Source organism: Kaistella chaponensis, assembly GCF_900156725.1.
Lineage (GTDB): Bacteria > Bacteroidota > Bacteroidia > Flavobacteriales > Weeksellaceae > Kaistella > Kaistella chaponensis.
Window position 1 is genome coordinate 1 of record NZ_FTOI01000023.1, and the last position, 5,909, is coordinate 5,909.

Here is a 5,909-nt window from a genome sequence, read left to right on the forward strand (position 1 = left end):
AAAAAAGCTCATCAAAATAAATTGATGAGCTTTAAAAAAAACTGGCGGCGACCTACTCTCCCGCTTTCGCAGTACCATCGGCGCTAGAGGGCTTAACTTCTGTGTTCGGAATGGGAACAGGTGAGCCCCTCTGCTAAAACCACCCTAAAGGTTGTTAAAGTTGTACAATGTAATATGTATAATGTACAAAGTAATGGGTATATATTTAAAGTAAAATGAATGATGTTAAATGTAGTATGTATTTACGATTACCGTTCATACATTGTACATCAAAATTTTTACATTCTACTATAAAAAAATCGATAAAAACGTTCACAAAGAGAAGACCGTATTGCACTGTCGAGTGCCTATATTAAGCTATAAATCTACGGGTAATTAGTACTACTCGGCTATGACATTACTGCCTTTACACCTATAGCCTATCAACGTTGTCATCTCCAACGACCCTTAAAAGATGTCTCATCTTGAGGCAGGTTTCGCACTTATATGCTTTCAGTGCTTATCCTTTCCAAACGTAGCTACTCTGCGATGCACTTGGCAATACAACAGATACACCAGAGGTTTGTTCAAATCGGTCCTCTCGTACTAGATTCAAGCCCTCTCAAACATCTAACGCCCGCAATAGATAGAGACCGAACTGTCTCACGACGTTCTGAACCCAGCTCGCGTGCCACTTTAATGGGCGAACAGCCCAACCCTTGGGACCTTCTCCAGCCCCAGGATGTGACGAGCCGACATCGAGGTGCCGAACCTCCCCGTCGATATGAGCTCTTGGGGGAGACTAGCCTGTTATCCCCGGAGTACCTTTTATCCTATGAGCGATGGCCCTTCCATACGGAACCACCGGATCACTATGTCCTGCTTTCGCACCTGATCGACTTGTAGGTCTCACAGTCAAGCACCCTTATGCCATTACACTCTACGCACGGTTACCAAGCGTGCTGAGGGTACCTTTGAAAGCCTCCGTTACTCTTTTGGAGGCGACCACCCCAGTCAAACTACCCACCACGCAATGTCCTTCCGTTAGGAAGTTAGGCTCCAAATAAACAAAGGGTGGTATTTCAACGTTGACTCCACCGACACTAGCGTGCCAGCTTCAAAGTCTCCCACCTATCCTACACATTGTTTATTCAAAGTCAATACGAAGTTATAGTAAAGGTTCACAGGGTCTTTTCGTCCCATTGCGGGTACTCGGCATCTTCACCGAGACTACAATTTCACAGAGCTCATGGTTGAGACAGTGCCCAGATCGTTACACCATTCGTGCAGGTCGGAACTTACCCGACAAGGAATTTCGCTACCTTAGGACCGTTATAGTTACGGCCGCCGTTTACTGGGGCTTCAGTTAATTGCTTCGCATTGCTGCTAACAACCTTCCTTAACCTTCCAGCACCGGGCAGGTGTCAGACCCTATACAGCATCTTTCGATTTAGCAGAGTCCTGTGTTTTTGATAAACAGTCGCCTGGGCCTCTTCACTGCGGCCAACATTGCTGTTGGCGTCTCTTCTTCCGAAGTTACGAGACTATTTTGCCTAGTTCCTTAACCATGATTCACTCTAGCACCTTAGGATTCTCTCCTCGACTACCTGTGTCGGTTTTGGTACGGGTTGCTTCACTTCGGCTTTTCTTGGAACCGCTTTCCCTACAACAACTTCGCCCGAAGGCTAGGTCTTGACTATTCCGTCAGTCTCCAGTAAGTACGGCAGTCCGTCCCCTTTTTAGTGTGAGCAAGTATGGGAATATTAACCCATTGTCCATCCACTTCCCCTTTCGGGTTCGCGTTAGGTCCCGACTAACCCTCAGCTGATTAGCATGGCTGAGGAAACCTTAGTCTTTCGGTGAGCGGGTTTCTCGCCCGCTTTATCGTTACTTATGCCTACATTTTCTTTTCTGTACGCTCCACAAGGCCTCACGACCCTGCTTCTGTGCAAACAGAATGCTCCCCTACCAGATATAACTCAAAAGTTATAAATCCATAGCTTCGGTACTATACTTATGCCCGATTATTATCCATGCCGAACCGCTCGACTAGTGAGCTGTTACGCACTCTTTAAATGAATGGCTGCTTCCAAGCCAACATCCTAGCTGTCAATGCAGTTCAACCGCGTTATTTCAACTTAGTATAGATTTGGGGACCTTAGCTGTTGGTCCGGGTTCTTTCCCTCTCGGACATGGACCTTAGCACCCATGCCCTCACTGCTGCGGAACATTTATTAGCATTCGGAGTTTGTCAGGAATTGGTAGGTGATGAAACCCCCGCATCCAATCAGTAGCTCTACCTCTAATAAACTTTATCGCAACGCTGCACCTAAATGCATTTCGGGGAGTACGAGCTATCTCCCAGTTTGATTGGCCTTTCACCCCTACCCACAAGTCATCCGAAGACTTTTCAACGTCAACCGGTTCGGTCCTCCACTTTGTGTTACCAAAGCTTCAACCTGCCCATGGGTAGATCACAAGGTTTCGCGTCTAATCCTACTAACTAAGCGCCCTATTCAGACTCGCTTTCGCTCCGCCTCCGTACCTGAAGTACTTAAGCTCGCTAGTAAAATTAACTCGTAGGCTCATTATGCAAAAGGCACGCCGTCACCCAACTTGTGGGCTCCGACCGCTTGTAGGCGTACGGTTTCAGGTTCTCTTTCACCCTTCTATTCGAAGTGCTTTTCACCTTTCCTTCACAGTACTTGTTCACTATCGGTCTTTCAGGAGTATTTAGCCTTGGAGGATGGTCCCCCCATATTCAAACAGGATTTCACGTGTCCCGCCCTACTCATTTATCATCTATGTATGCCTTTAAAATACGGGGCTATCACCCTCTTTGGCTGTTCTTTCCAGAACATTCTTCTAAACATATAAAGACTTTTGGGCTAATCCGCTTTCGCTCGCCGCTACTTACGGAATCTCTTCGATTTCTTTTCCTCCGGGTACTTAGATGTTTCAGTTCTCCGGGTTTGCTCTCCATATAAATACAGAGTGACTGGTCTTCAACCAGCCGGGTTGCCCCATTCGGACATCTGCGGATCAATTCGTGTGTGCCGATCCCCGCAGCTTTTCGCAGCTTACCACGTCCTTCTTCGCCTCTGAAAGCCTAGGCATCCGCCATACGCCCTTAACGATTTCTTTCCTAATATAAAATTAGTTCAGTATTTTTTGTCTAACATTGCTGTTAAACGATATTTTTAAAACTCGGCACTCGAAAGTGCGCGGTTTTCTCTTTGTGATGTTCTTATCGTTAATGTCAATGATCATGTATCTTATTACTCCTTTAATAAACAGAAATTGTTTTTGGCTCTTTCCGTCACTTTGAAACTAAAGTCGTAATACGTGAATAATTTAGGTATCGCTCCTACTAATAAGCTCTTATTATTGCTTATCATGCCTCTTCTGGCATCATTCTGTAATCTTAAAATAAATATCTTCTGTTCTGGCTTCATTTAAGAAGCTATTTTTTTTTGTATCGCTACAAATTTTTTCCTATATTAATATAGGTTGTGGAGAATAAGGGAGTCGAACCCTTGACCTCCTGCGTGCAAGGCAGGCGCTCTAGCCAGCTGAGCTAATTCCCCTCTAGTATAGACTTTCAGATTTAAGATGCTAGATACAAGACTTTAAAGTCTCGATTCCCGGCCCTTTCATCCTCCCGTCTTATTATTAGTAGTCTCGGGCAGGCTCGAACTGCCGACCTCTACATTATCAGTGTAGCGCTCTAACCAGCTGAGCTACGAGACTCTCTCTAATTAATAACTATTAATTAATAATCGTTAATTATCTCTCTTCCCTCTACTAATTCTAGTGGGTATATTTTTAAATAATCAACCGTCCAAATAAGAAAAAACTAAAGCTAACTTTGAGCAAGTGCTCTGATACAATAATGTATCATTTTGTTTGTTTATACTCTCCTAACGAAGAGTCTCAAAAATGAGATGTTCCAGCCGCACCTTCCGGTACGGCTACCTTGTTACGACTTAGCCCTAGTTACCTGTTTTACCCTAGGCAGCTCCTTTTACGGTCACCGACTTCAGGTACCCCAGACTTCCATGGCTTGACGGGCGGTGTGTACAAGGCCCGGGAACGTATTCACCGCGCCATGGCTGATGCGCGATTACTAGCGATTCCAGCTTCATAGAGTCGAGTTGCAGACTCCAATCCGAACTGAGACCGGCTTTCGAGATTCGCATCACATCGCTGTGTAGCTGCCCTCTGTACCGGCCATTGTATTACGTGTGTGGCCCAAGGCGTAAGGGCCGTGATGATTTGACGTCATCCCCACCTTCCTCTCTACTTGCGTAGGCAGTCTCACTAGAGTCCTCAACTTAATGTTAGCAACTAGTGACAGGGGTTGCGCTCGTTGCAGGACTTAACCTAACACCTCACGGCACGAGCTGACGACAACCATGCAGCACCTTGAAAAATGTCCGAAGAAGGATCTATTTCTAAATCTGTCATTTCCCATTTAAGCCTTGGTAAGGTTCCTCGCGTATCATCGAATTAAACCACATAATCCACCGCTTGTGCGGGCCCCCGTCAATTCCTTTGAGTTTCATTCTTGCGAACGTACTCCCCAGGTGGCTAACTTATCACTTTCGCTTGGTCTCTGAAGCTTGCGCCCCAAAAACGAGTTAGCATCGTTTACGGCGTGGACTACCAGGGTATCTAATCCTGTTCGCTCCCCACGCTTTCGTCCCTCAGCGTCAGTTAAATCATGGTAACCTGCCTTCGCAATTGGTGTTCTAAGTAATATCTATGCATTTCACCGCTACACTACTTATTCCAGCTACCTCTAATTTACTCAAGACCGACAGTATCAATGGCAGTTTCATAGTTAAGCTATGAGATTTCACCACTGACTTATCGGCCCGCCTACGGACCCTTTAAACCCAATAAATCCGGATAACGCTTGCACCCTCCGTATTACCGCGGCTGCTGGCACGGAGTTAGCCGGTGCTTATTCGTATAGTACCTTCAGCTAGATACACGTATCTAGGTTTATCCCTATACAAAAGAAGTTTACAATCCATAGGACCGTCATCCTTCACGCGGGATGGCTGGATCAGGCTTTCACCCATTGTCCAATATTCCTCACTGCTGCCTCCCGTAGGAGTCTGGTCCGTGTCTCAGTACCAGTGTGGGGGATCTCCCTCTCAGGACCCCTAAAGATCATTGACTTGGTGAGCCGTTACCTCACCAACTATCTAATCTTGCGCGTGCCCATCTTTATCCACCGGAGTTTTCAATATCGAATGATGCCATTCAATATATTATGGAGTATTAATCTTCCTTTCGAAAGGCTATTCCCCTGATAAAGGTAGGTTGCACACGTGTTACGCACCCGTACGCCGCTCTCTCTGTTCCGAAGAACAAATACCGCTCGGCTTGCATGTGTTAGGCCTCCCGCTAGCGTTCATCCTGAGCCAGGATCAAACTCTCCATTGTATGTTTGTCTGACTCACTCAAAAGTTATTGACGCTTTGGTTTTTCCTTACTTTTTTGGTTGTTATTTGTATGTCAATGATCTCTATTCTTATCGCTTTTTTTTCGGAAATTCTTTCTGTCGTTCTGTCCCGAATTGCGACTGCAAAAGTATAAAATTATTTCTAATTGACCAAATGTTTTTTAAGAAAATTAAAAGTTTTTTAAGTAACCCCTATCTCAGTATCATTCTCATTCAATCAATCTCTACTTCGCTCCCCGCTTCTCTCGATTTGGGACTGCAAAGATAAAAACTTTATTTTAATAAACAAGCTTTATTTTAAAAAAAATTATTGAAGATATTTCCGCAACAATCAATCCTAAATCCTAATCACTTATCTCTTCTTCGCTACTCTTTTTTTGAGTGGTGCAAATGTAAAAACTATATCAACATCTCGCAAATTTTTAACCATATTTTACCAATATTTCCAATACTTAAA

Annotated in this window: 2 tRNA genes and 3 rRNA genes; all 5 read right to left on the bottom strand. The window is 44.7% G+C overall.

Going from position 1 to position 5,909, the window contains the following annotated elements:
* Window positions 1–39: 39 nt before the first annotated feature.
* A 5S ribosomal RNA gene (gene rrf, locus BW932_RS13980) occupies window positions 40–147 on the bottom strand.
* 208 nt (window positions 148–355) lie between these two features.
* Window positions 356–3,123 (bottom strand): 23S ribosomal RNA (locus BW932_RS13985).
* Between the two features lie 369 nt (window positions 3,124–3,492).
* Window positions 3,493–3,566 (bottom strand) — tRNA-Ala (locus tag BW932_RS13990).
* 89 nt (window positions 3,567–3,655) lie between these two features.
* Window positions 3,656–3,729 (bottom strand) — tRNA-Ile (locus tag BW932_RS13995).
* A gap of 187 nt (window positions 3,730–3,916) precedes the next feature.
* Window positions 3,917–5,433: ribosomal RNA gene (locus tag BW932_RS14000) — 16S ribosomal RNA — on the bottom strand.
* The 16S, 23S and 5S rRNA genes sit together here with 2 tRNA genes alongside, the layout of an rRNA operon.
* Window positions 5,434–5,909: the final 476 nt, after the last annotated feature.